The 24982-nt window shown below is 70.3% G+C and carries 23 protein-coding genes; 9 read left to right on the forward strand and 14 right to left on the reverse strand.

What is annotated here, in order from left to right:
- Positions 1-27 precede the first annotated feature (27 nt).
- The 7 genes from FV242_RS11460 to FV242_RS11490 form a co-directional block, all read right to left on the reverse strand.
- A complete protein-coding gene (locus tag FV242_RS11460) occupies positions 28-441 on the reverse strand; it encodes an EF-hand domain-containing protein (protein WP_147906398.1) in 414 nt (137 codons plus the stop codon).
- Positions 442-624: 183 nt separating this feature from the next.
- Positions 625-876 carry a hypothetical protein gene (locus FV242_RS11465; protein WP_147906397.1) on the reverse strand — a complete coding sequence of 84 codons (252 nt, stop codon included), beginning with the start codon at positions 874-876 and terminating at the stop codon, positions 625-627.
- A gap of 100 nt (positions 877-976) precedes the next feature.
- The gene (locus FV242_RS11470) at positions 977-2596 is read right to left on the reverse strand and encodes an ABC transporter substrate-binding protein (RefSeq protein ID WP_147939011.1); all 1620 of its coding nucleotides are present in this window, start codon (positions 2594-2596) and stop codon (positions 977-979) included.
- A 132-nt stretch (positions 2597-2728) separates the two neighbouring features.
- On the reverse strand, positions 2729-3790 hold the full coding sequence (locus FV242_RS11475) for an MBL fold metallo-hydrolase (RefSeq protein ID WP_147906395.1): 1062 nt from the start codon (positions 3788-3790) through the stop codon (positions 2729-2731).
- A gap of 76 nt (positions 3791-3866) precedes the next feature.
- Complete coding sequence (locus tag FV242_RS11480; protein WP_147856934.1) at positions 3867-4103, reverse strand: hypothetical protein; 237 nt, start codon at positions 4101-4103, stop codon at positions 3867-3869.
- A 105-nt stretch (positions 4104-4208) separates the two neighbouring features.
- The gene (locus FV242_RS11485; protein WP_147939027.1) at positions 4209-5234 is read right to left on the reverse strand and encodes an aromatic ring-hydroxylating dioxygenase subunit alpha; all 1026 of its coding nucleotides are present in this window, start codon (positions 5232-5234) and stop codon (positions 4209-4211) included.
- A gap of 400 nt (positions 5235-5634) precedes the next feature.
- Entirely contained in the window at positions 5635-6264 is a 630-nt protein-coding gene (locus FV242_RS11490) for an ATPase (RefSeq protein ID WP_147939012.1), read from the reverse strand.
- Between the two features lie 299 nt (positions 6265-6563).
- On the opposite strand from FV242_RS11490, the gene FV242_RS11495 reads away from it, so the two are divergent.
- From FV242_RS11495 to rimM, 5 genes are read left to right on the forward strand one after another with little or no spacing between them, the layout of a single operon-like run.
- Positions 6564-6791: a glutathione S-transferase gene (locus tag FV242_RS11495; RefSeq protein ID WP_147906393.1), complete on the forward strand. Its 228-nt coding sequence runs from the start codon at positions 6564-6566 to the stop codon at positions 6789-6791.
- Positions 6792-6809: 18 nt separating this feature from the next.
- A complete protein-coding gene (gene ffh, locus FV242_RS11500; protein WP_147906392.1) occupies positions 6810-8396 on the forward strand; it encodes a signal recognition particle protein in 1587 nt (528 codons plus the stop codon).
- Positions 8393-8728 (forward strand): chorismate mutase, encoded by a 336-nt coding sequence (locus FV242_RS11505; RefSeq protein ID WP_147906391.1) that lies wholly within the window; start codon positions 8393-8395, stop codon positions 8726-8728. The genes ffh and FV242_RS11505 overlap by 4 nt, the downstream gene beginning before the upstream one ends.
- 4 nt (positions 8729-8732) lie before the next feature.
- Positions 8733-9095 (forward strand): 30S ribosomal protein S16, encoded by a 363-nt coding sequence (gene rpsP, locus FV242_RS11510; protein ID WP_007559476.1) that lies wholly within the window; start codon positions 8733-8735, stop codon positions 9093-9095.
- A gap of 11 nt (positions 9096-9106) precedes the next feature.
- A complete protein-coding gene (rimM, locus tag FV242_RS11515) occupies positions 9107-9802 on the forward strand; it encodes a ribosome maturation factor RimM (RefSeq protein ID WP_147939013.1) in 696 nt (231 codons plus the stop codon).
- Positions 9803-9851: 49 nt separating this feature from the next.
- Here rimM and FV242_RS11520 read toward each other — a convergent pair whose 3' ends face one another.
- Positions 9852-10772: a LysR family transcriptional regulator gene (locus tag FV242_RS11520; protein ID WP_147906389.1), complete on the reverse strand. Its 921-nt coding sequence runs from the start codon at positions 10770-10772 to the stop codon at positions 9852-9854.
- A 92-nt stretch (positions 10773-10864) separates the two neighbouring features.
- On the opposite strand from FV242_RS11520, the gene FV242_RS11525 reads away from it, so the two are divergent.
- Positions 10865-11671 carry an NAD(P)H-dependent oxidoreductase gene (locus FV242_RS11525; protein ID WP_147939014.1) on the forward strand — a complete coding sequence of 269 codons (807 nt, stop codon included), beginning with the start codon at positions 10865-10867 and terminating at the stop codon, positions 11669-11671.
- Between the two features lie 18 nt (positions 11672-11689).
- Here FV242_RS11525 and FV242_RS11530 read toward each other — a convergent pair whose 3' ends face one another.
- On the reverse strand, positions 11690-12427 hold the full coding sequence (locus tag FV242_RS11530) for a class I SAM-dependent methyltransferase (RefSeq protein ID WP_147939015.1): 738 nt from the start codon (positions 12425-12427) through the stop codon (positions 11690-11692).
- Positions 12428-12501: 74 nt separating this feature from the next.
- Here FV242_RS11530 and trmD point away from each other — a divergent pair, with 74 nt between their 5' ends.
- Together trmD and FV242_RS11545 are read left to right on the forward strand one after the other, a co-directional pair.
- Positions 12502-13230 (forward strand): tRNA (guanosine(37)-N1)-methyltransferase TrmD, encoded by a 729-nt coding sequence (trmD, locus tag FV242_RS11535; RefSeq protein ID WP_147939016.1) that lies wholly within the window; start codon positions 12502-12504, stop codon positions 13228-13230.
- A 353-nt stretch (positions 13231-13583) separates the two neighbouring features.
- Entirely contained in the window at positions 13584-14750 is a 1167-nt protein-coding gene (locus tag FV242_RS11545; protein ID WP_147939017.1) for a phosphoserine transaminase, read from the forward strand.
- A 497-nt stretch (positions 14751-15247) separates the two neighbouring features.
- Here the strand turns inward: FV242_RS11545 and FV242_RS11550 are convergent, their stop codons facing one another.
- The 3 genes from FV242_RS11550 to tesB all read right to left on the reverse strand — a co-directional run bounded on the left by FV242_RS11550 (position 15248) and on the right by tesB (position 18615).
- Positions 15248-16759 carry an ammonium transporter gene (locus FV242_RS11550; RefSeq protein WP_147906383.1) on the reverse strand — a complete coding sequence of 504 codons (1512 nt, stop codon included), beginning with the start codon at positions 16757-16759 and terminating at the stop codon, positions 15248-15250.
- 66 nt (positions 16760-16825) lie between these two features.
- Positions 16826-17164 (reverse strand): P-II family nitrogen regulator, encoded by a 339-nt coding sequence (locus tag FV242_RS11555; RefSeq protein WP_147855545.1) that lies wholly within the window; start codon positions 17162-17164, stop codon positions 16826-16828.
- Positions 17165-17715: 551 nt separating this feature from the next.
- The gene (gene tesB, locus FV242_RS11560; protein WP_147939018.1) at positions 17716-18615 is read right to left on the reverse strand and encodes an acyl-CoA thioesterase II; all 900 of its coding nucleotides are present in this window, start codon (positions 18613-18615) and stop codon (positions 17716-17718) included.
- Positions 18616-18710: 95 nt separating this feature from the next.
- Between tesB and FV242_RS11565 the strand changes: the two genes are divergently transcribed.
- A complete protein-coding gene (locus FV242_RS11565; RefSeq protein ID WP_147939019.1) occupies positions 18711-19982 on the forward strand; it encodes an FAD-dependent monooxygenase in 1272 nt (423 codons plus the stop codon).
- Positions 19983-19984: 2 nt separating this feature from the next.
- On the opposite strand, the gene FV242_RS11570 is transcribed toward FV242_RS11565, so the two are convergent.
- Positions 19985-21511, reverse strand: coding sequence for a glycosyltransferase (locus FV242_RS11570; protein ID WP_147939020.1), 1527 nt, complete (start codon positions 21509-21511; stop codon positions 19985-19987).
- Between the two features lie 19 nt (positions 21512-21530).
- The gene (locus FV242_RS11575; RefSeq protein ID WP_147939021.1) at positions 21531-24638 is read right to left on the reverse strand and encodes a rhamnan synthesis F family protein; all 3108 of its coding nucleotides are present in this window, start codon (positions 24636-24638) and stop codon (positions 21531-21533) included.
- Positions 24639-24982: the final 344 nt, after the last annotated feature.

The raw sequence follows: 24982 nt of genomic DNA on the forward strand, positions 1-24982 counted from the left end.
ATGCGCGCAATCAGTATTAACGCAACGTTACTTGACGAGGGCGAGCAGCGCCTTGCCGGCCTTGGAGTTCAGCTCCTTGGCGTCGAGGGTGCCGTCGTTGTCCGGGTCGGCCATCTTGAAGCGCTCGCCGACGGCCGCGAGGTATTCCTTCTTGTCGACGGTACCGTCGTTGTCCGGATCGGCCTGCTTCAGGCCGGCCTTGCTCAGGCGACCCTTCAGCTCCTTGGCGTCGAGGGTGCCGTCGGCATCCTTCTCCAGGCGGTCGAAGGTCGCGGAGGCGACGGCCTCGACTTCCTTGAGGTCGACGGTCCCGTCGTTGTCGGTGTCGATCATCTTGACGGCGCTGGCGCCCGTCACCGGCTTGGCGAGGGCGGCCGGGACGGCGAGGCCGGAAACGGCGAAGGCAAAAGCCGCGAAACCACTGATGAACCGAAGCGTCATTGCCAAATTCTCCCGAAACTCGATGCGGGATCTTCCTAGTCTCGCCCAGACAATGCTGCAAGTGCGAAATTGGCAGGGCAGGCCAGTCGCACGTCTTCCGGGTGACGAACGACGCGAAAAAGGGGTCGGCCTGGGCCGACCCCTTAAAAAGCATTCAGTCACGTAAGCTGTGGACAGCCCGAATCAGTAACCGTAGCCGCGGCGAACCGCCGGACGGTCGTCCTCGAATCGCTGGCGACGATACATCCGGTCGTCGTCATCGGCGCGGTCACGATCCCGGCGGTATTCGTCCCGGCGGAAATCCCGCTCCCGCTGACCGCGCGAGCGCAGGTCGACGCTGGGACCGTCGGGTCCGATATCGATGCGCTGGGCCGAAGCCGGGACGACAGTCGCGAGGGAGGCGGCCAGGATGGCGCCGGCGAGCAGGGTCTTCATGGGACACTCCTTCGTGCGTTGGGGTCCCAACACAGTCTCGCGACGATTGTTCCCGATTCGCCCAGGCATCTCCCGCGGCGTCGCAGAGGTCCCGGCTGTCTCAGGCCAGCGTCGACAAGTCCTGAAACCAATGCTGCGCCTGAACATAGTTCTTCACCCGCGGTGACAAAGCGTGCGGGTTGGTATCGTGCACCACCCAAACCTGCACCGCGTCGTCGACGACGATTTCGTGGATGCGGGCCAGCAGCCTGTTCTGCTCCTCGGGGTCCAGGCTCGCCTTCACCTTGTCGCAGAGGGCGTCGACCTCGGGATTGCGGTAGTGGCTCCAGTTCACGCCGCTCGGGGCGATCTGCTTCGAATCGTAGAAGCGCAGGATCGCGTAGAACGGATCCGAGGTGACGTAGGCGATGTTGCCGGCGGTGACGCCCTTGAGGCTCGGATCCGCCGCGCCCTGGCGCCACGCCGTGTAGGCGACCTCCAGCTCGACGGTCTTGAACTCGACCTGGATGCCGACTTCGGCCCAGCTCTGCTGGACGAACTCGTTGATCGGCAGGGACAGCATCTGCCCCGTCCCGCCGGTGGGGATCATGATCGTCGCCTTCGCCGGGTTCTTCACCGAGAACCCGGCCTCCTCCACGAGCTTGCGCGCCGCCTCGACGTCGGTCCTGATCTGGAAGCTCGGCTTGCCGAACCACGGGCTCGACGTCTGCATCTGGCCCACGGCCGGCTGGGCGAGGCCGCCCAGGAGCTGGACCACGCCGTCGCGGTCGATGGCGAGGTTGGCGGCCTTGCGCAGGCGCACGTCCCGCCAGGGCGAGCCTTCCAGCATCGACAGGTGGTAGTTCCAGACATGGGGCGTGTCGTTGCCGACGACGCGCATGCCGGATGACTTGAGGCGCGGCACCGCGTCGGGGGCCGGCGCCTCGATCAGGTCGACATTGCCGGAGAGCAGCGCGTTCACCCGGGCGAGGTCCTCCGGCACGCAGGTCAGCGTCAGCTTCGCGAGCTTGGGCACCCGCTTCGGGTTCCAGTAGCCGGCGTTCGGCAGGAGCTCGAGGCGGACCCGCGGGACCAGCTGGCCCATCTTGAACGGGCCGGTGCCCGAGGGCTGGAACGCGAACTTCGCCCAGTCGCGCCCCACCGCCTCGTACTGGGCGGGCGAGGAGATCAGGAACCACAGCATCTGGTAGGGGAACAGGCTGTCGGGGTTCTTGGTCGTCACCTGGACGGTCTTCGCGTCGAGCTTGCGGTAGCTCGCGACGCCCGGCAGCCGCGGGCGTACCTGGGCGGCCTGCCGCTGATCGAAATGCGGTGCCTCCTTGTTGAGCACCTTGTCGAAGTTCCAGATCACCGCGTCGGCGTCGAAGGCCGAGCCGTCATGGAACGCCACGCCCTCGCGCAGGTGGAAGACCCAGACCTTCGGATCCGCCGCGTCGACCGCCCAGGAGGTGGCGAGACCGGGGACCATCCGGCCCGGCCGGTCGGCAATGCCCAGATCCCAGGCGACGAGGGGATCGTACAGGGTCAGGCCGGTGAACTGGTAGCCGCCGGCGCCGCGATCCGGCTGGCCGGTCGTGAGCGGGAGGTCGGTCATCGAGATGCCGTAGGTCAGGCTGCCGGCGGCCGCGCCCTGCGCGCCGGCCCGGCCCGCAGTGCCGAGCGCAGCCAGGGCGGCGCCCCCGGCCATGAGCGAGCGGCGTGTCGGCTTGATCGGGTCCATCGGGTCTCTCGGCAGAAGGGGACGCGCGGCCGGCCGGCGGTCGCCCCCGTCATCGAGACGCGCCGCAGGCAGGCTGCATACGGTATCCTGCATGCATCGTGCCCAGCGCGGCGGCGGTCGGTATTCTGCGCCTCAGGCTCCCCAGACCTGCCCGGGCCGCAGCGCCAGGAAGCGCTCTGGAGCGATGCCGTGCGCCTCCAGGGCCATCGCCAGAGCCTCAGCGGGCCGCTCGATGCCCTCGTCGGTGAGCTGGAACGTGCCCCAATGGTGGCCGAGCGCCTGGTCGGCCCCGAGCAGCGCGAAGGCCTCCACGGCCTCGGCCGGGTTTACGTGCTGCGCCTGCATGAACCAGCGCGGCTCGTAGGCACCGATCGGCAGGGTCGCGAGGCGGGGCGCCCCGAACCGGGCGCGGATGTCGCGGAACAGCCCGCCGTCGCCAAAGCCGGTATCGCCCACATGGTAATGGACGCCCTGGGCCGAGGTGATCACGAAGGCGCACCACAGCGCCATGCGCCGGTCCTGCACGCCGCGGGCCGACCAGTGGTTGGCCGGCACCAGGTGGACGGCGAGACCGTCGCCGAGATCCACCGACTCACCCCAGTCGCGGGTCTCGACGTGCATCGTGTCGTCGAAGTTGCGCAGGATCGTGTCGTTGCCCAGCGGCGCGACGATCAGCGGCTGGTGGGCCTGCCAGATCCGGGCGAGGTTCGGCCCGTCGAGATGATCGTAATGGTTGTGGGTGATCAGCACCGCATCGATCGGGGGCAGGTCGGCGAACGCGATCCCGGGCGGGTTGACCCGCTTCGGTCCGGCGAACCGGACCGGGCTGGCGCGCCGGGCGAAGACCGGATCGATCAGGATGTTGCGGCCGGCGACCTGCACCAGGTAGCTCGCGTGCCCGATCAGCACGACGCGCAAGGATCCGCTGCGCTCGGGCGGACGGTCCGCGGGGAACGGGCTCGGGTAGCTCTTCGGCCAGGGCTCGCGCTGCCGCTTGGCCTGCCAGCGCAGCACGTCCGGCAACGACTTGTCGGTGGCCTGGTCCGGCAAAAAGAAGCGCAGGCCGTCGAAATGGTCCGATTCCGGGCCGCGATAATAGGGGTTCTTGCCCCGGCGGTGGGCGGCATAGCCGACGCCGCCGAGCGTCATCACCGTGGCCGCACTCGCGACCGTGAGCAGGCTGCGCCGTTTCATGGTTGGGAAATGGCCGGCCCGGCGCCGTGGTCAAGCTCCGGCCACCGCGACGGGGAGCCTCAGGCCCGCTTTTGCCTCACTCCACGGCCTCGGCGGCGAGCGACAGGCGGGCGCGGAACACGACCTTGCCGACCGTATCGCGGACGCAGGCGACGTAATCCTGGCGCTCCACGTCGGGTAGCATGTCGCGGGCGATCGCCGACATGATCCGGGTGACCTTGGCGCGGGCGGCCGGCAGGTCCGGCAGGTCGAAGCCGACCTCGTCGCGGACCGGCTGGGAACCGTCATGGAGGTCGATGTAGAAACGGGGCATCGGCGCGCAGCGTCTCGAGAGGAATAGGTCTAGGAAATCATTGCGCAAAGTGTGGTTAATAGAGCGTTACTCGCCCCGAATAGAGCCCAATAACTGCTCTATAAATCAGGACCGCCAGCGCAGCTCGCGCCGTTCCAGGGGATTCTCGAACGGGCGCCCGGTGCGGGCCGAGTCCAGGGCTTCGCGCTTGAGCCGGAAATACCATTGCGAGGGCAGGTCGCCCTGTCCGAACAGCACCATGGTCGGCTTACGGTCCAGGCCGTCCTGCGCGTGCTGAAGCACCTCCTGGTCCTGCGTGAGGAACTGCCGCATCAGCGGCCGCGCGATGGGCTTGAGCAGGTTCAGCGCCGGCATGCTCCACACCAGGACGTTGGTCAGCATCGTCCGGTCCGGCGTGAGCGGCGTGGCGAAGGTGTAGTTGGCCACCCGCTTGTCACCCGCGCGGATGCGCTCCAACCGGACCCCGGGCAGCCGGAACTCGATCTCGACCTCGGGCACGCCGCCGAGCAGGCGGTAGACTGGTGAGCTCGTCGTGGTGGCGTGGCTCGTCATGACGAAGCCGTGAGGCACCGGCTGGAACGTCTTGACCTTCTCGCGCAGCTGCTTCGAGGGCCGGAACCACCAGCTGTCGTGCACGAAGGCGACATGGCCGGGATCGACCAGACTCAGCGTGGTGAGATCGTAGGACGCCTCGACCACGAGTTCCACGACCAGGGAGCCGGCCGGCGCGAAATCCAGCTCCGGCACCGCGGGCACGTCGCCGGAGGCGGGCCCGAGATGCGGGTTCACCCACAGGAACCCAGCGCTCTCCCGTACCGGGAAGCGCTGGACCTGGATGCGGGAGAAATCGGCGGCGTCGTGCTCGGACAGGGTCGGGACGTCCCGGCAGCGCCCGTCCGTGCCGAAGCGCCAGCCGTGGAACGGGCACATCAGGGTGTCGCCGTCGAAGCGGCCCTTCGACAGGGCCATGCCGCGATGCGGGCAGCGGTCGCGCAGCGCGAACGGGGTCCCGTCGGGGGCCCGGCCGAGCACGATCTGCTCGCCGTTCAGCTCCACGGCGCGGAGCCCGGTGCGGCCGAGGCTGCGGGACTGGCCGACGCAGTACCACGCGTTGCCGAGCGGCTGGCGCATGGCCTCGGGATCGAGGGCTGCATCCTCGGGCGGACGCGGCAGGGGCGTGACGGGCGCGTTCAACGGCGGTTCGGGCTGACCTCGGTGGGCTCGTCATACGCCCGGCAGCCGAAGCGGGAAAGCGGGCGCACGGGGAGGACAAACGGGCGCAGCCACGGGGCTTCACAAGCCGGGTCCGGCCACCTACCTTCGCATCACCCGCAACGAACGAAAGGAGGTGATCCAGTGTCTCATTGTCATCAGCCGTCAGTCTCGGCTTACCGGACCTGGACCGTCGCCTCCGGCGCGTCGCTCTAAGACGCGTCTGAGCCCCGATTTCGGGACAGTTCCGCCGGACATGACGGTTCGGCAATGGAAGGGCCACCCTCACGGGTGGCCCTTCGGCTTTTCAGGGGTGTCTTCAGCGCTTCGGGGCTTGGAACAGCGGCTGGGCCAGGGCCTCGGTCCGGGCGCGCCACAGGTCGCGCTCCTCGCGCAGGGCGTCGCGCTCGGCCGCCATCGCGTGACGCTCGGCTCGCAGCCCGTCGCGCTCCGTGACCGCGCGGTCGCGCTCGGCCCGCATGTGTTCCCGCTCCTGACGGAACCGCTCGCGCTCGCTCCGGAACTCCTCGCGCTCGGCGCGGACCTCCTCCTGCTCGGCGCGCAGGTCCTCGATCGAGCCGATCTCCTCGCGGATATGGTCCCGCAGCGCCCGGATCTCCTCGGCCAGGATCGCCTGCAGCTCGGTCTGGCGGTCGGCCTCGAGCTTCAGCTTGGCCTTGAGCATCATGTTCTCGGCCATCAGCTCGGACACGTCCGCATCCTCCGCGACCGCGCCGGGCGCCTCGGGCTGCGCCACGAGTCGCGGCGACCAGGCCGCCTCGGCGGCCCGGGGGGCCTTGGCGTCCGGTTCAGCCTCATACGGGCGGTCGTCGCCATGCTGCTCGGCGGGGCTGTGGGTCTTCATCGTCGCCAGCCAGTCCCGCAGGGGGCCGGGGGCGATGCGGCTGCCGGTCTCGTGCGGCGGCAGGGTGCGGGCGGGTTCCGACATCGGCGGTCGTCCTGAACGGGTGCTGCCCGATCAGAGTCGCAACATGCTTAACGATCCGTAAAAGTTAATGGCACCCGGTCCCCTCAACCGTGAGATGGTTCGCGGGCGGGATACCGAAAATTGACTTTTGCGGTGGCTGCCGCTACCCCGCGCTTCCGATCCGTAGCAGATCGTCACGACACGAAGCCGACCGGCCCCTGAGGCTGGAGGTCAACGCCCGACAGCGCGTCCGCGCCCTCGGGCGCGATCTGTGTTGGGCCGATCCGCTTCGCCGGGCTCCGCCGGTCGAGGCTTATCGCATGACCCAAGTCGCCGTGACCCCAGCCGCATTGAATATCGCGGATGCGATCAACGAGACCTGCCCGTGGTCGGGCAAGCCGATCTCGGCCGACTCGCTGACGCTCTACAACGGCGCGGTGGTCGGGTTCTGCAATCCGGAGTGCCGGGACAAGTTCGCGAGCGCCGTGCGCAGCTTCGAGGCCGCCCTCCAGGCGCGCCGCGTCGAGCGCGCCGGTCTCGAACAGTAAGCGCGGGTCGGAAAAACCATGTTCGAAGGCCTGTCCGACCGCCTGTCCGGCATCCTCTCGGGGCTCACCCGCCGGGGCGCCCTGACCGAAGCCGACGTCACCGCGGCGATGCGCGAGGTCCGCCGCGCCCTGCTGGAAGCCGACGTGGCTCTGGAGGTCGTGCGCGGCTTCACCGACCGGGTGAAGGAGAAGGCGGTCGGCGCCGTCGTGCTCAAGTCGGTCACCCCCGGCCAGATGGTCGTCAAGATCGTCAACGACGAGCTGGTGGCGATGCTCGGCACGGATGCGGAGGTGATCGACCTCAACGCCCCGGCGCCGGTGCCGATCCTGATGGTCGGCCTCCAGGGCTCGGGCAAGACCACCACCACCGCCAAGATCGCCCGGCGCCTGTCCGAGCGCGAGAAGCGCCGCGTCCTGCTGGCCTCCCTCGATACCCGCCGCCCGGCCGCCATGGAGCAGCTCGCGGTGCTGGCCAAGCAGGTCGGCGTCGAGAGCCTGCCGATCGTGGCCGGCCAGTCGGCGGTGCAGATCGCCAAGCGCGCCATGGAGGCGGCCCGCCTCGGCGGCTTCGACGTGGTGATGCTGGACACCGCCGGCCGCACCACGGTCGACGAGGCGCTGATGGTCGAGGCGGCCGAGGTGAAGGCCGCGACGCGGCCCCACGAGGTGCTGCTGGTCGCCGACGCGCTGACCGGCCAGGACGCGGTCAACACCGCCCGCGCCTTCGACGAACGGCTCGGCGTCACCGGCATCGTGCTCACCCGCATGGACGGCGATTCCCGCGGCGGCGCGGCGCTCTCGATGCGCGCCGTCACCGGCAAGCCGATCAAGCTCGTCGGCACCGGCGAGAAGGTCGACGCGCTGGAGGAGTTCCACCCGGCCCGCGTTGCCAACCGCATCCTCGGCATGGGCGACATCGTCTCCCTGGTCGAGAAGGCCGCCGAGACCATCGACCACGAGCAGGCGCTCCGCACCGCGGAGAAGATGCGCAAGGGCAAGTTCGACCTGGAGGACCTCTCCATGCAACTCGCCCAGATGGAGAAGATGGGCGGCATCGGCGGCCTGATGGGCATGCTGCCCGGCATGGGCGCCATGAAGAAGCAGGTCGAGGGCGCCAACCTCGACGAGAAGATGTTCAAGCGCCAGCGGGCGATCATCTCGTCGATGACCCCGCACGAGCGGAAGAACCCCGATCTGCTGAAGAACTCCCGCAAGAAGCGCATCGCGGCGGGCTCCGGCGTCGATGTCTCGGAGATCAACAAGCTCCTGAAGATGCACCGGACCATGGCCGACATGATGAAGGCGATGGGCTCGGGCAAGCGCGGCATCGGGCAGGCCCTCGGCTCGATGTTCGGTCTCGGCGGCGGTGGCATGGGCGGCGGCATGCCGGGAGGCCTTCCGCCGGGCATGCCCGAGCCGACGCCCGAGCAGATCGCGCAGATCGAGAAGCAATTCGGCGGCAAGCTGCCGCCGATGCCGCCGGGCCTGGGCGGGGGCGGACTGGGCGGCGGCCTGGGTGGAATGCCGAAGATGCCGGGGCTTCCCGGCCTCGGCGGCCCGAAGCTGCCCGGTCTCGGCGGCTTCATGCCGGGGAAGAAGAAATGAGCGTCCTCGCTGCCCAAGCGGTCGATCCCGAACTCGCCCGCCTGCGCGACAGCATCGACAATTTCGATGCGGCGCTGATCCATCTGCTCGCCGAGCGCTTCCGCTGCACGCAGCGGGTCGGCGAGCTCAAGGCCCGAAAGGGGATCCCCCCTTCCGATCCGGACCGGGAGGCGCGTCAGGTCGCCCGGCTCCGCACACTCGCGGTCGAGGCCAAGCTCGACCCCGACTTCGCCGAGAAGTTCCTGGCCTTCGTGGTCAAGGAGGTCATCCGGCACCACCAGACGATCGCGGCCAACCATGCGCCGTCGGTCGACGAACAGAGAAAGTCCTAAGACAATGGCCCTGAAGATCCGTCTCACGCGCGGTGGCGCCAAGAAGCGTCCGTACTACCGCATCGTCGTCGCCGACGCCCGCGCCCCCCGCGATGGCCGCTTCATCGACAAGGTCGGCGCCTACGACCCGATGAAGGCCAAGGACGATCCGGCCCGGATCCAGCTCGACGCCGAGAAGATCCAGGGCTGGCTCGCCAAGGGCGCGCAGCCGACCGACCGGGTCCTGCGCTTCCTCGACCAGGCCGGCCTCGCCAAGCGCCCGACGCGCAACAACCCGCAGAAGGCCGAGCCCGGCGAGAAGGCCAAGGAGCGCGCGACCAAGCGCGCCGAGAAGGCCGCCGCGCCCGCCGAGGACGCCGCGGCCTGAGGCTCGAGGCCATGGCACGCCGCCCCGCTGGTCCATCCTCCCGCGACGGCGGTCGCCGTGGCCGCGCTGGCACGGCTATCGGCGCAATCGCGCCCGAGGCCGCGACCTCGCCCAAGGCACCGGCCCCCAAGCCGGTGGCCCCGCCCGTGCCGCCCGACCCGAACCTCGTCCTCCTGGGCGAGTTCGGCCGCGCGCACGGGCTCAACGGCGAGATCCGCCTGAAATCCTACACCGGCGATCCGTTGGCGATCGCCGGCTACGGCCCGCTGATGACCTCCGACAATCGCACGCTGACCCTGTCGGCCGTGCGCACCGCCCCGGGATCCTCCCCCGACATCCTGATCGCCCGGGTCAAGGATATCGGCAGCCGCAGCGCTGCCGAGACGCTCAACCGCGTCGCCCTGTTCATCCCCCGCGACCGCCTCGCGGAGCCCGACGACGACGACGAGGTCTATGCAGCCGACCTCGTGGGGACCACGGCGGTGGACGAGGCCGGCAACGTCGTCGGCACGGTCGTCGCGGTTCCGAATTACGGTGGCGGCGACCTGCTCGAGCTCAAGCCCGCCGCGGGCGGCGCCACGGCGCTGCTGCCCTTCACCAAGGCGTTCGTGCCGGTCCTCGACATCGCGCAGCGGCGGGTAACCGTGGTGCTGCCCGAGGATTTCTTCGCGCCGGTGGGCGAGAAGCCGGCCGACGATCCGGGCTGAGTGTTCTGACAGGCTCAGGCTGGGTGCCGGTGCGTGATCGGCCACCCGCTTAGGGCCTGTCGATTCCGGGAAGCTCGGCAAGCGCGGCCGCCAGGGCATCGACCACCAGACGGATACGCCGGATGCGGATGCGGCCCGGCACGATCAGGATCGAGAGTTGGACCGGCGCGGGCGCGTAGTCCGGCAGGACGTGCTCGATCGCCCCCACCGCCAGCAGATCGTCCACGAGCCAGATATGGGCGGCCGCGATGCCACGCCCCTGCGCCAGGGCCTCGCGGGCGGCCAAGCCGTGGTCGACCAGCAAGCGGCCGCCCACTGGGACGCGGGATGTCGCGCCGTCCGGCCCGTACAGGCACAGCGTGTCGCTGCCGGCAACGTTGCTCATGCGGATGATTGAATGCCGCACCAGGTCGTCCGGTTTCTCGGGCCGGCCGTGATCTGCGAGATAGCGCCGGGACGCCACCAGGATCCGGCGCGAGCGACCGACGGCCTTGCGCTGCAGGCTGCTCTCCGCCAGCGGGCCGAGCCGGATCGCGACATCCGTCGCCTCGCGCACGAGGTCGATCCGCTCGTCGGTCAAACCGAGATCGACGCTGAGTCCCGGATAGTGATCCTGGACTGCGAACAGCGCCCGGCAGACGTGTCGAACGCCCAGGGCCGCCGTGCATGACACGCGCACCGTGCCGGTCAGGCCGCCCCCCGCGTTCCGGACGCCGTCCGCGGCCTCCTCGACCATCCGCAGGATGGTGCGCGCCTCGGCGTGGAAACGCGTGCCCTCGTCGGTCAGGGTGACCCGCCGCGTGGTCCGGTTCAGCAAGCTGGCGCCCAGGGCGGCTTCGAGTTCGGCCACGTGCCGGCTGACGGTCGATTGACCGACGCCCTGCTCGCGCGCCACGGCCGATAGGCTGCCACGCTCGACCACGCGGACGAAGCTCCGCATCCGCTCCAGCGTGACGCTCGATTGATCCATTGTGCGGAACGATCCTATCCCGCCGTTCCGTCTACCGGATGGCCTGGCGGCCTTCTAGCTTCGCGGCTCTTCCTCCCCAGCGAGCCCGCCTCATGAAGATTCTCGTCGTCTCAGCCCATCCGGATCCGGCATCGCTGACGAACGCGTTGCGCCGCGCGGCGGTGGACCAACTGGAGTCGGACGGACACGAAGTCCGCGTCACCGACCTCTACGCAGAGGGCTGGAAGAGTGCCATCGATCGGGCCGACTTCCCGATCCTGCCGGACGCGGCGCGCCTGCGGGTCCCGGCCGCATCCAGCGCGGCGTTCCTCACCGGGACCCTGACCGACGACGTAACCACCGAACAGGCCAAGCTGCTCTGGGCGGATGCGCTGATCCTGGCGTTCCCGCTCTGGTGGTTTTCGATGCCGGCGATCCTGAAGGGATGGATCGACCGGGTCTACGCCTATGGGTTCGCCTACGGGGTGGGCGAGCACAGCGAGACCCGCTGGGGCGACCGTTACGGCGAGGGCACCCTCGCCGGCAAGCGCGCGATGCTGGTGGTGACGGCCGGCGGCTGGGAGACGCATTACGGCCCCCGGGGGATCAACGGGCCGATCGATGACCTGCTGTTCCCGATCCAGCACGGCGTGCTGTTCTACCCGGGCTACGCCGTGCTCCCGCCTTTCGTCGTGTATCGGGCCGACAGCATGAGCGAGAGCGGCTCCGCGGCCACCGCGGAGAGCCTTCGGGCCCGGATGCGCGCGCTGTTCAGCACGGATCCCATCCCGTTCCGGCGGCAGAACGGCGGCGCTTACGCGATCCCCTCCATGGAGTTGCGGCCCGACCTGGTCCCGCATCTCACCGGTTTCGCGGCCCACCTCGATACGGCGCTGCCGGGCACCGCCGACACGCCCTGACCGCACGATCCGGACCGCTCAGCGCGGCGTCGCGGCATCCCGGCACGGGCGGATCGTCTCCGGGCGCGGCCTCTCATCCGGCGCAGGGGCCGCGAACACCGCCAGGTAGGCACCGCCGTTCAGGGGGTGAAACCCCGTCTCGCGGTAACCGGCGGCGGCGAGTTCGCAGCGCAGGAGCGCCGGCGGGGTGCCGTGCCGCGACGGGATGTCGTCGGCGTCCACGATGCCGACCCGGCCGCCCGGGCGCATCGCCGGGGCGAGGTTGTGCAGCAGGCCGAAGGGCTGGGCGATCTCGTGGTACATGTGCACGAGGATGGCGGCATCGACCGAGTTGGGCGGCAGCCGCGGGTCGTGGGGCTCGCCGCGCACGACGGTGACGTTGTCGAGCGCCGTCACGCGCTTTTCGAGGCTCGCCAGATAGGCGGGGGTCACGTCCTCGGCCAAGACCTTGCCGCCGGGCCCGACCCGCGGGCTCAGGCGCACCACGTAATAGCCGCTGCCGGCGCCGATATCGGCCACCGTCTCGCCTGAGGCGATGCCCATCCCACGGGCGACAGCCTCGAACTCGCCTGCCTTGTCGCGCGCGGCCTCCGCCGACCATTGCGGCGCCACGATCTCGGCCACGGGCCGGTCGGGCTTGGGGAACGCCCCGGCGGGGGCGCCCGGGGGCGCCAGGGGCCCGGCCGCGAGGGCCGGTCCCGCCAGGAGGGCAGGTCCCGCCAAGAGGGCCGTGAGGAGAAGGGTGCGCCGGATCATCGCCGACAACCCGCCGGGGACCGAACGGTGCCCGGGCCGTTGACCGTGCCGCACCCGGCGCGCGATCAAGCGCCATGACGCGCGCGGAAACGCCCTGGCGGGCCACGATCCTCACTCTCTACCCGGAGATGTTCCCGGGCCCGCTCGGCGTGTCGCTGTCTGGCGACGCGCTCGCCCGGGGCGACTGGAGCCTGGAGGCGCGCAACATCCGTGAGCACGGGCTCGGCCGCCACCGCTCGGTGGACGACACGCCGGCCGGCGGCGGCGCCGGGATGGTGCTGCGCTGCGACGTGCTCGCCGCCGCCATCGACGCCGCGACCGGGGCGGACGATTCGCGGCCCCGGCTGCTGATGTCGCCCCGCGGCCGGCCGCTCAGCCAGGCCCGGGTGCGGGACCTCGCCGCCGGCCCCGGGGCGCTGATCGTCTGCGGCCGGTTCGAGGGCGTCGACGAGCGGGTCATCGCCGGCCGCGGCCTGGAGGAGGTCTCCATCGGCGATTACGTGCTGTCCGGGGGCGAGATCGCCGCCCTTGTGGTGCTCGACGCCTGCGTCCGGCTCCTGCCCGGTGTGATGGGCAAGGCGCAATCGGGCGTCGAGGAAAGCTTCGAGGGCGGGCTCCTGGAATACCCGCACTACACGAGGCCCCGCGATTGGGAAGGCCGGCCGATCCCGGAGGTGCTGTCGGGCGGCAATCACGGAGCCATCGCCCGGTGGCGGCGGGCGGAGGCCGAACGCATCACCGCCGAGCGGCGCCCGGACCTTCAGGCGGGTTCCAGATCGATCACGGGCCCGTCGCACTCGTAGTCCAGCGGATCGAGCTGCAAGGGCTGTACGGCGGAGGACCGGAGCCGGCCCGCGAGGGCGAGGCGGGTCGCTAACGCGCCGATAACCATAAGTAAAACCGACCAAGCCGAGACTATTGCAGTACTGTGGAAAGACATCAGCGTACCTCGAACGCAACACGGCACGCCATTAAGGCTAACGACCCAAGATTAATCGACGGTTCCGTAGGCCCGAACAGCCTGTCCCGGGCAGGGGCACGCACCGAAGACTGCAACCCGGACAAGCGCTTGCCAGAGGCCCGGATTGGGCGCATGCGCGGTTCCGGGACACTCCTCCCCGCCGAGGAGCGCCCATCTGCAAGGATGGATCCGACGATGAGCCGACCCGACAGGCGCCCGCGCGTTCCCCACTTCTCGTCCGGCCCCTGCGCCAAGCGTCCGGGCTGGAGCCCGGCCGCCCTGGACGGTGCCGCGCTCGGCCGCTCGCACCGCTCCAGCATCGGCAAGGCCAAGCTCGGCCGGGCCATCGACCTGACCCGCTCGGTGCTGCAGGTGCCCGCCGATTACCGCATCGGCATCGTGCCGGCCTCCGATACCGGCGCCGTCGAGATGGCGATGTGGACGCTGCTCGGGCCCAAGCCCGTGGAGGTCGCCGCCTGGGAGGCCTTCGGCAAGGAGTGGGTCACCGACGCGCTCAAGCAGCTTAAGATCGCGCCCAGGATCCACCAGACGCCCTACGGCGTGCTTCCGGACCTGTCGGCGATCGACACCAGGAATAACGACGTGGTCTTCACCTGGAACGGCACCGCCGCCGGCGTGAAGGTCCCGAACGGCGACTGGATCGCCGCCGACCGCGCGGGCCTGACCATCTGCGACGCCACCTCGGCGGCCTTCGCGCAGCCGCTGTCCTGGGACAAGCTCGATGTCGTGACCTTCTCCTGGCAGAAGGTGATGGGCGGCGAAGCCGCGCACGGCATGCTGGTGCTCTCGCCCCGGGCGGTCGAGCGGCTGGAGAGCCACGTCCCGGCCTGGCCGCTGCCGAAGGTGTTCCGACTGACGAAGGACGGCAAGCTGATCGAGGGCATCTTCAAGGGCGACACGATCAACACGCCCTCGATGCTGGCGGTAGAGGATTACCTCGACACCCTCGACTGGGCCGTGCGGATCGGGGGCCTGCCGGCGCTCCACGCCCGGGCCAACGCCAACGCCAAGGCGATCTACGACTGGGTCGCCCGGACCCCGTGGATCGCGCCGCTGGCGGTCGACCCCGCGACCTACTCGAACACCGGCGTCTGCCTGGTAATCGCAGACCCGGACGTGCTCGCCCGCGGCGACGCGGCGGTGGCGGCGCTCGCATCGGGTATCGTCGAGCGTCTGGACCGCGAGGGCGTCGCCCTCGACATCGGCGCCTACCGCGACGCCCCGGCCGGCCTGCGGATCTGGTGCGGCGCGACGGTGGAGACGGCCGACCTCGAAGCGCTGACGCCGTGGCTGGACTGGGCGTTCGCGGAGGAGAAGGCGGCACTGGCCCAGGCGGCGTAGCGCACTCGGCGCCGACTCGTCGCGCCGACCGCTTCGCGCGACGCGTATCGTCGTGCGAGGAGGCCCACCAGGACGCGCCGCGCCGCCGTCCGCTACGCGTAGACGCTGCGTGACCGATTTCACGCCGCCCCTCGCGAAGCCTCTGCACGACAATGGCGACCGCTTCTTTCGAAGCGGATACGGTGATCATGAGACCGGGCGGCATGCGCAGGCTGGCCGGAAGGTCGCCGTCGATGCCGCCATCGGATTCCGCCCTCCCCCGCGTCAGTCCGCCGTCCTCGCGAGCTCCGCGCAGCAACTCGGCGCGGCGTGCAATCTCCGGATGCGGCGTATCACCGGGTTGCGTCGCTGCGCACTGACGTTGTGGACCGGATCTACGTCGGGCGTGCTTCGGCGCGTCGGTCGACGGCACAACATGAAGACAAAAAACCCCGGCCCTCGCGGAGCCGGGGTTTTCATGTCAGCGGCGCGACCCCGGAGGGCCGCGCCGTTCATTCTCAGTAGTTGTAGGCGCGCTCGCCGTGGTCGGCGATGTCGAGGCCCTCGCGCTCCTCTTCCTGGGTCACACGCAGGCCGATCGTCAGGTCGACGAGCTTGTAGAGGATCGCCGAGCCGATGCCGGACCACAGCAGGGTCAGGCCGACCGCCTCCGCCTGGATGATGAGCTGGCTCACCATGTCGTAGGCGCCGACTGCCAGTTCGCCCGGCTTGGAGGTGTAGTCGGGGATGCCGACGCCACCGAGGTTCGGATCGACCAGGATGCCGGTCGCCAGGGCGCCCAGGATGCCGCCGATGCAATGCACGCCGAACACGTCGAGGGAGTCGTCGTAGCCCAACGCGTTCTTCACGGTGGAGCACATCACGAAGCAGACCACGCCGGCCACGAGGCCGAGCACGATCGAGCCCATCGGGCCGGCAAAGCCCGAGGCCGGTGTGACGGCCACGAGGCCGGCTACCGCGCCCGAGAGCATGCCGAGCAGCGACGGCTTGCCCTTGAGCGCCCACTCGGCGAACAGCCACGCCACCGCGGCGCCGCAGGTCGCCACGAAGGTGTTGAGCATCGCCAGCGCGGCGGTGCCGTTGGCCTCGAGGTTCGAGCCGGCGTTGAAGCCGAACCAGCCGACCCACAGCAGCGAGGCGCCGATCATGGTCATGGTCAGCGAGTGCGGGGCGAGCAGGTCGCGGCCGTAACCGATGCGCTTGCCCATGATCAGGCAGCCGACGAAGCCGGCGATGCCCGCGTTGATGTGCACCACGGTACCGCCGGCGAAGTCGAGGGCACCCTTCTGGAAGAGGAAGCCCGCATCCTTGTTGACCGCGTCGAGCGCCGCCTGGGCGGTCGCCTTCGAGGCGTCGTCGGTGGCGGCGGCCAGCGCCTTGGCGGCGTTGCCGACGGCATCCGGGCCGGCCCAGTACCAGACCATGTGGGCCATCGGGAAGTAGATGAGCGTGACCCAGAGGATCGTGAACACCACCAGGGCGGAGAACTTCATCCGCTCCGCGAAGGCGCCGACGATCAGCGCCGGGGTGATCATCGCGAACGTCATCTGGAAGCACAGATAGGCGTATTCGGGGATCACGACGCCGTTGGAGAAGGTCGCCACCGTCGAGTTGGCGTCGATGCCCTTCAGGAACGCCTTCGACAGGCCGCCGACGAAATCGTTGATGCCGCCGCCGTTGGTGAAGGCGAGGCTGTAGCCGTAGAACACCCACAGCAGGCCGACGATCGACACGATCGCGAACACCTGGGTCAGCACCGACAGCATGTTCTTGGTGCGCACGAGGCCGCCGTAGAACAGCGCCAGGCCCGGCACGCTCATCAGCAGCACGAGGGCCGCGGAGATCATCATCCAGGCGGTGTCGCCCTTGTTGGGCAGCGGCACGGCCGCGGCGGCCGGCGCCGCGGAGGCGGCTTCCGGAACCGGGGTCTGCGCGAGGGATGGCTCGATCAGGAGGGCGGCGAGCGCCGCGCCTCCCAAGCCGAGCATCAAGGCGTTACGGACTTTCATGGACAGGTGGCTCCGGTCACGATGCGTTGCGCGTTGCGTAAAGGTTGAGGCTGTCGGCGGGCCGGCTCAGAGCGCGTCGGCGTCGGTCTCGCCGGTCCGGATGCGCACCGCCTTCTCGAGGGGCAGCACGAAGATCTTGCCGTCGCCGATCTGGCCGGTGCGGGCCGCCGCCGCGATGGCGTCGATGACGCTGGCGGTCAGGTCGGAGGCGACCGCGACCTCGATCTTGAGCTTGGGCAGGAAACTCACCGCGTATTCCGCGCCGCGGTAGATCTCGGTGTGGCCCTTCTGGCGGCCGTAGCCCTTCACTTCCGTCACCGTCAGGCCGTGGACGCCGATTCCGGTGAGCGCGTCGCGCACCTCCTCCAGCTTGAACGGCTTGATGATGGCCATCACGATCTTCATGGGCGGCGCCCCCTAACCGAGTCCCTGGGAACCGATGCCATCGCCCGATCCACGCAGCGGCCCGATCCGAGCCGCCCGCCGAGCCGGGCTGGCCCGCGGTTGAGCGGGGCTATTCAAGGACTATGCCACCCGAGCTTGGCAGGGAACTTTTCAGGCGGGCGCGGTTATGCCCAGCAAATAGACCTATCAGGCGAAGCTGTAGGCACGCCGCGCCGGATGGCTGCCTATAACACGTGCAAACGATTGATAAATGGGCACATGGCAGCGGTGCAATTCTGCAACGCACGTTGGCGAAGGCGTCTTAATCCTCGGGCGAGGGACGATTCGATCGCTTATGGGCCCCTGTTAGAACCCTATCGCCTCGCGCGCCCGTCGCTCAGTCCGGCGCCGCAGAGCGAAGCCCGAAGCCCAGACACGCAGGTGGCGTAAGTCGTGGAATCGGCCGCGGATCCGAATCCCAGGCTCGGCTTCGGCGCGCCGAGATGACGGCGCAGTTCAGCCGGCCGGCGCCGCCGCGCGGATCGGACGCGAAGATGTGCCGCGCTGTGACCTCATCCCCCGTGGGGTCGAATGAGACCTTCCTGCGCAACGGACGCGACGAGGTTGCCGGCGCGGTCGAAGATCTGGCCGCGGGCGAAGCCGCGCGCGCCGCCGGCGGCGGGGCTGTCCTGAGCATAGAGCAGCCAGTCGTCGATCCGGACCGGGCGGTGGAACCACAAGGCGTGGTCGAGGCTGGCTGCCTGGATGTCGGGGTCGAACACCGAGCTGGCATGCGGGATAAGAGACACGTCGAGCAAGGTCATGTCAGAGGCGTAGGCCAGCACCGCACGGTGCAGGGCCGGGTCGTCCGGCAGCGCCGAGGCCGCCCGCAACCAGACATTGAAGACCGGCTCGGGGCGCGACCCATCCTTGCGTCGGGCAATGTAGCGGTCGAGATCGACCGGGCGCAGTTCGATCGGGCGCTCGCGGCCGAAATAGGCGGCGACAGCCTCCGGCATGCCGGCGGCACCGGCGGCCGCCAGCGCCTTGCCGTCGAGGAGGCCGTCCGGCCCGGCCACGTCCGGCATGGTCGGCTGGTGCTCGAACCCGCCCTCGGAGACCTGGTAGGAGATCGTGGTGGCGAAGATCGCCCGCCCGTGCTGGATCGCCTTGACCCGCCGGGTGGTGAAGCTGCGCCCGTCGCGGATGCGCTCGACCTCGTAGACGATCGGCGCGCGGGGATCGCCCGGCAGCATAAAATAGGCGTGGAGCGAATGGGCCGGCCGGTCGTCCGGCACCGTGCGGGTGGCGGCCACGAGAGCCTGCGCCACCACCTGGCCCCCAAACACCCGGCGCCAGCCGGTCTTCGGGTTCTGGCCGCGGAACAGGTCGACCTCGAGGCGTTCGAGGTCGAGGATGGCGATGAGCTCGGCGACCGCGTCGGTCATCGCGTCGGTGGTGGCGTCGGTCATGAGTCGCGGGGTTTCCGTTCGTCGTCCAAACGCGACATAGGCCTTTCGGGCGGAGCGATCCACGCGCTCGGCCCCCAGATCGGAGATCCGTGACGATGACGGCCCAGACGCCCCGCCCCGGCAGCCGCAGCCTCCTGATCGCCGGAGGCGGCCTCGCCAGCCTCGCCCTGGCCTTCGCACTCAAGCAGGCCCACGGGCCGGCTCTGGCCGTGACCGTGATCGACCCGCACGGCGCCGACCCCGCACGGCACCGCGGCCGCGCCTACGCGCTGGCAGCGGGTGGGCGGCGGATGCTGACGCAGCTCGGGCTGTGGGAGCGAATCGCGGCCTCCGCCGAGCCGATCGCCGAGATGGTGATCTCCGACAGCCGGTTGGCCGACCCGGTGCGGCCGGTGTTCCTGACATTCGGGCGGGAGGAGGAGGACCAGGCCGACCGGGCGGTGGGCGAGCCTTTCGCCCACATGGTCGAGGCCGAGCCCCTGGCGCGCGCGCTGTCCGAGGCCTGCCTGGACGGGGGCGTCGCGATCGTCACAGGGGGCGTGGTGCGGGCGCTGCCTGAGGGCGTGGCGATCCGGACGGAGCTGACCACGGGCGAGAGCCTCCGGGCCGACCTGCTGGTGGCCGCCGACGGCGCGCGTTCCCGCCTGCGGGAGGCTGCGCGGATCGGCTGGGTCGGCTGGTCCTATCCGCAGGTCGGGATCGTGGCCACGATCGGGCATACCCGGCCGCACCAGGGCCGAGCCTTCGAGCACTTTTTGCCCGCCGGCCCCTTCGCGATCCTGCCCCTGCGGGACGGCGGCACGCTGGGCCACCGCTCCTCGATCGTCTGGACCGAGCGGGCCGACGAGGCCGACGCGCTGCTCTCGGGCGAGCCCGACGAGGTGCTGGCCGAGATCGAGCGCCGGTTCACCCTGGATCTGGGAATGCTGGCCCTGGAGCACGGCCCGAGCCGGCACCCGCTGGCCTTCGGCATCGCCCGGGCGTTCCGGGCCGACCGGCTGGCGCTGCTCGGCGATTCCGCCCACGTCATCCACCCGATCGCCGGCCAGGGCCTCAATCTCGGCTTGGCGGACGCCGCGGCTTTGGCCGAGGCGGTGACCGGCGCCCTGCGGCTCGGGCTCGATCCCGGCAGCCCGGACGTGCTGCAGGCCTATGAGCGCGCCCGCCGGTTCGACAGCTTCGCCATGGCGGCAGCCACCGACGGGCTGAACCGGCTGTTCTCCAACGACGCCCTGCCGCTGCGGCTCGCGCGCGACCTCGGCCTCGGGATCGTCGACCGCCTGCCCGGTCTCAAGCGGTTCTTCATCGGCGAGGCCGCGGCCTCACGGGGCACGCGGCCCCGGCTGATGCGCGGCGAGGCGCTGTAGAGTCAGGAGGGCCGGCGCTCGCTCACCCAGCGGGCCGCGTCGGCCCGGGGGGCGACCACATCGGTGTCGGTGCGCAGCTGCGGGCTGTAGGCCGGGTCGTCGGTCAGCACGTCGTCCCAGCGGCGCAGGAAGCGCGAGATCTGCGAGCCCGGGGCGAAGCTGGTCTGCCGGGAGGCGCTCTCGTGGTGCGCCATCTCGGCGAACGGCGTGTAGACGATGCGGTAGCCGAGCATCCGCAGCTTGAAGCACAGGTCGACGTCGTTGAAGTCGAGGGCGAAGCTCTCGTCGAAGCCGTTCACCGCTTCCAGCACCGCCTTGCGCGTGGCGAACAGCGCGCCGGTCACCGACGAGCAGTCGCGCTGCGCCAGCGCCCAGTCGCCGTAGGTCGGCTCGGCCGCGTCGCGGTGGTACCAGGGATGGGCGCAGACATCGAAGATGCCGCCGAACATGCCGGCATGCTGGATCTTGCCGCTCGGGAACAGCAGCCGCCCGCCGACCCCGCCGACGCCGCGGTCGAGCGCGAAGGTCAGCAGCGCCTCGATCCAGCCGGGGCGGCGCACAACGAGGTCGTCGTTCATCAGGATGACGAGGTCGGTCTCGGCGGCGCGCCAGAGGGTGTTCATCTTGGCCGCGTAGTTGAAGGGTGCGCCCTCGGGCCGGGTGGTGAGCAGGCGGGTCACCGCGAACCGGTCGGACCGGCCGCGATAGATCGCGTCGTCGGCCTTGTCGTCGCCGATCAGCACCCGGATCCGGTCGGCCGGGTAGCTGCTGCGGGCGAGGCTGTCGAGGAGGGTGATGACGTGCGGCTTGGCGCCCGCGATCGGGCTCCCGTCCTCGTTCCGGGGCCGGGTCTGGGCGGTGGGCACCACCAGGGTCACGGGCGGGCGCGCATCGAAGGTGCGGCGGATCTCCAGCGTTTCCGGGGTCAGGCCCGGGGCGGCGCGCAGGGGCGCGCCCGAGCCCTGGAACCAGCGGTCGAGCACGTCGGCGCGGGCGGCGTGCTTCGCCTTCGGACGGACGAGCGGCGAGGCGATCAGCGTCTGCGGGATCCGGTCGATGCCGATGCCCGCCGAGAGCGCGTCGAGCAGCAGCCGGAACCAGGCGGCGTTGCCGGTACGCCGGCCGAAATCCGGGGTCAGGCCTGCCAGGGCCGAGACGCGGATCACCAGCGGGAAGCCGATATAGTCGTCGGCCATGAGGAGCGCCAGGTTGAAGGCCGGCTTGCAATGGACGCTGCGGACCTGGCCCGCGCCGTCCATCACGGCGTCGTCGCCGTAGAAGATGCCGATATCCGGCCGCTCGGCCATGGCGGCGAGGATCGGTGCGAACAGCTCCGGATGCAGATCGCACGCCGCCGGGGCCACGAACACGGCCCGGCAGGCGGGCAGCTGGCCGGCGGCGACCTGGCCGAGCTTGCGGTCGTCGACCGGGTGGAAGCGCTCGTCGAGGGGCAGCGGCAGGATCGCGTCCGGCCAGGCGCGCGCGCTCCAGGAGGCCGACGGGGCCGGGACCGGCTTCTTGTTCAACACGGATCGCGTCTCCCGGGCGTCAGGTACGTTCGGCCTTGAGAAGGCGCGACAGGCTCGCCTCCATGGCGGCGGCCACCGCGCCGATCGACAGGCGCTCGCGGATCCGCGCGCGGGCGGCGGCGCCGATCCGGGCGGCATCGCCGCTCGCCACCGCCCGGGCGGCGTCGGTGAGCGCGCGGGCGAGGTCGGCCTCGTCCACCTGCCCCCATTCGGCGCCGCGCAGATACGGCCCGTAGGTCTGGTCCAGGGCGGCGATCTCGGCCTTCACCGGGAAGCCGCAGGTGGCGTCGAGGAAGTCGCGGCTGCCGCCGTAATCGGTGGCGACCACGACCTTGCCCATCTCCATCGCCTCGGCGATCGTCAGGCCGAAGCCTTCCGAGGAATGCGACGAGGCATAGACCGCGCAGAGCTCGAACAGGGCGCCGAGCTCGTTCTGGGACAGCGGCTGGTCGATCACCACCACGTCTCCGGCCTTGCCGACGAGGTCGAGCAGCTTCTTGCCCTCGTCGGGCAGGTCGAACACGTGCTTGGTCTTGAGCACGAGCTGCCAGCCGGATTGCGCCAGCCCCGCCGCCCGGAACGCGCGGATCAGCGCGTGCGGATTCTTGCGGGCGAGGTAGCTCGACCCGTCGAAGGCGTAGAGGATGACCTTTTTGGCCGGGTCGATGGAGAACGCCTTGCGCAGGTTGGCCTTGGCGGCGGCGCTCGCCGGCTCGCCGGGCTCGTTCTCGACCACGTAGGGCACGACATCGACCGGGATGTCGGTGATCTGGCGGAAGATCGCGGCGCAGAACTCGGTGGGCGCCCAGATCGCGTCGAGGCCGTCCACGGTGGGCAGCCAGCCCCCGGGCACGTGCGAGGTCTCCCAGACGAACAGCCCGATCTTGAGCCGGGCGCTCGCGGCGATGTCGAGCTGGCGCTCGCTCATCAGGGACTGCCAGCTGTCGCCGTTGAAATGCACCAGGGCGACGTCCGGCGCGCCCGAGAAGGTCCGGGCCTGCCAGCCCGGCCCGACCCGGGCATGGACGTGGAACGACCGCTCCATCGGATGCACGTTCAGGGCGAACGGCGCCCGGTGCAGCGCCCGCACGTAGCTGCGCGCCGCGACGCCGAGCCCGTTGGCGTAGTTCATCGGCGAGACGTAGGAGACGCGCAAGGGCCGCTCCGGCGCCTTCGGCCTGCGCAGGTCGGCCCAGACCTTGGGGCCGGGATACGTGAAGGTCTGGTCGAGCCGGTCGAGGTCGAAGCCGCGCTCGCCGATCGCCTCGCGCACCGCCGCGCCGCCGATCGCGGCGTGCTCGCCCAGGAGCGAGCGCTTCACGAACGGGAAGCCCTGGGTGAGCATGTTCTCCCAGTCGAACAGGGTGCGGTTGTTGCGCGGGTCGTTGACGAGCGTCATGTGCTTGTTCTGGGCCGAGAACAGGCTGCGCATGCCGAGCCCCGCGGCCCGCATCCGTCCTGAGAAGGTCAACTCGTACTCGGTGATGACTGTGTTCTTGTCCGGCCAGTTTGCCACCGACTGGATGAAGTGGTTGAACGCGTAGGAGGACACGCAGCGCTTCTTCAGGGCCAGGAAGAAGCTTTGCAGGTGGTGGCTGTAGTAGAAGTTGTCGGCGAGTCCGATCACCGCCTCCGGGTAGGCATCGATCTTCGCCAGCATCCCCGCGAAGTCGCCGCTGTCGAGGGGGCCGACCAAGCTGTCGTTGGCGAGATACAGGGTCTCGGAATCGAGCAGGTCGTCGTCCTCAAGGAGGACATGGGCCCAGGCGGCGAAATCGAAGCCGGTGTTTTCGCGCAGGTAGGCCGAGGCGCAGAGCTTCAGGATCGCCTCCGGCACCGCGGTCTTGTGCTGGTCGGCCGCGATGATGAGCACGATGTCGATGCCGTTCTCGGCAAACGCCCGCAGGTAGGGCTCGACATGGCCGCGGATGCGCCCCTCCGGCGCGTGGGTGATGAACAAGGCCGTGCGGCCGTGCCGGCGCGGCTCCCGCTTCAGGCAGGACAGCCGGGCGTCGGCGGCCTCCGGCACGGCGGTGCCGGCGACCCGGCGGGTCAGCCGCCCCGCCTCGAGCCCGGTGATGACGTAGTCGACCAGGGGGTTGAGCCCGAGCGCCGCGACCCGGGGGTAGCGGGCGAGGTACCAGGGCGCGTCGAAGCGCGGGGACGGGCTCGTGCGCCGGCCGTTGTCGGCCAGGAAGTGCGCAAGCGGATTGGCATCCGTCGCGTCGTCGGCGAGATAGGTTTCGGTGTACCAGCGCGTATCGAACCAGGGGCCGGGATCGAGCCCCTCCCGGGCGCCGTGCTCCAGGAAGTGCACCAGCGGGTTGAGGCTGTCGGCGCGCACCGCCGCCGATTGGGCGGCGTACCAGTCGGGGTCGAACAGGGGATGCGGGGCGTAGCGGCGGTAGCCGCCCGCCATCACGTAATGCTCCAGCGGCTCGAGCCCGCTGGTCTCGGCCTCGGGGCAGCGCCCGCGGTAGAACTCCGCGTCGAAGATCCCGGAGCGGCGGATCAGGTCGACGTGCCGCGACAGCCCGGCGAATTCCTCGGGGGTGCGCAGATAGCCCTGCTTCCGCCCGGTCTCGAAATAGTGACTGAGCGCGATGCCGCCCGCCTCCCGGGCATCGGGGTAGCGCGACCGGTACCAGGCGGAATCGAACAGTGGCGACGGGTCGGTGTCGGGGCTTTTCAGGAAGTGGAAGAACGCCCGGGCGCGGGCGTCGGCGCCGCCGAGATAGCGCTGCGCGTACCAGTCCGGGTCGAACAGCGGGTTGGGGGCGATGCCGGCATCGGCGCCGCGCTCGACGTAGTGGATCAGCGGGTTCACGCCCTCGGCGCGCAGGCCCGGGACGGCGTCGAGGTAGCGGTCGCCGTGGAACAACGGCGACGGCCAGCGGCCCTCCCGCCCACCATGGACCGCGTAGTGCACGAGGGGGTCGATCCCCTCGCCGACCACGTCGGGATAGCGCCGCCCGTACCAGGCCGGATCGAACAGGCCCGAGGCCTTCACGGCCGCCACGAGATCCGCTTGCCGGGGCTCGCTCGTCCGCCGCCGCTTCAGGCGCCGGGCCAGAGGGCGCGTGAGGGACCGCGCTGGCCCGGCGACGAACACATCTCGAAGGCGCATGGTGAGTACCGGATACGCGGGAGGCCCGCTGTGCTGCCTACGCCGCAATCCGCGAGAGACATCAGGGTGTTCAGCCGGTCGCCCCGGCCTCGCGGGCCTTCCTACTGGTCCGGCTCGCCCGAGCCAAGGGCCGGGGTAGATTGGGCCGGGGTAGATTGGGCCGGGGCCGGTTGGGCCGGGGCCGGTTGGGCCCGGACAGATCGGACCGAGGCAGGTTCCCGCAGACGGCAGCGGCATCGCGGCGGGGCCGACGGATGCCGGAGCGCGTGCTAGAGGGGGCGCCGTCGATCCAGCCGGCACCGCCGCAGCGGCCGCCCCGCCCCGTGCCGCAACCTATGGAGCCT

It is taken from the genome of Methylobacterium sp. WL64 (assembly GCF_008039945.1).
Taxonomy (GTDB): domain Bacteria; phylum Pseudomonadota; class Alphaproteobacteria; order Rhizobiales; family Beijerinckiaceae; genus Methylobacterium.